This is a genomic window from Micromonospora maritima (genome assembly GCF_902825405.1).
Taxonomy (GTDB): Bacteria; Actinomycetota; Actinomycetes; order Mycobacteriales; family Micromonosporaceae; genus Micromonospora; species Micromonospora maritima.
Genome location: NZ_CADEAU010000954.1, coordinates 1 through 749 on the forward strand (window position 1 = coordinate 1; position 749 = coordinate 749).

Annotated in this window: 1 pseudogene; it reads left to right on the plus strand. The window is 76.4% G+C overall.

Features of this window, described 5'->3' with window-relative positions:
• A pseudogene (locus HUW36_RS33785) lies at positions 1–749 on the plus strand (hypothetical protein); the annotation flags it as partial.

Below are 749 nucleotides of genomic sequence, written 5' to 3' on the forward strand. Positions count from 1 at the left end.
TGGCCGGTGAGGCGAACGCCCCGCTGGCCGCGCTCGTCGGCGCCGCGCCGGACGAGGCCCGGCTGCTGGTGGTGCCGCAGCCGCGCAACCGCGACCAGCGCTTCGCCTTCGCCGCCGAGCTGGCCGGCGTCGTCCTGCCCTACCTGGACTCGTTCCGCACGGTGACCGAGGCGGTGGCGGTGGACCGGGGTCGGGACGTCCGGCACCGCTACGTCGACGCGCCGCAACTGCTGGTGCCGAACCCGGCCGGGATCACGTTCCTGCGCCTGTTCGGTCGCTCCACCCGGTTCCGCCGGGTCGACGGCGATCACCCGGTGCACCCGTCGGTGCCGCTGCTCGGCCGCTGGGCGACGTTCTTCGCCGAGCGTGCCGAGCAGCCCGGATCGGCCGCGCTGCTGGCGTTGACCGACGCGTTGACGCTGCACTGGGCGACCGGCCAGAGCGTGGTGGAGGACCTGCACCTGCCGGCGGTGCTCGGCTGGCTCGACCCGCCGGCCGGACTGACAGGTGCCGAGGCGGCGGTGGCGGCCGAGGACCCGGCACGCTGTCCGCCGGCCGGGCCGGCCACCGACCCGGACTTCGACAACCACCGGCTCGCCCCGGCGATCGAGGCGTACGCGCGGTCCGCGGACGACCCGACCGCCCGCACGGCCGCGTACGACGAGCTGGCCGGGTTGCTGCGCGACCAGCTCGCGCCCACCTGGGAGCTGATGTGGCGCGGTGTCGGGCTGCTGCGGGCGCTACCGCCC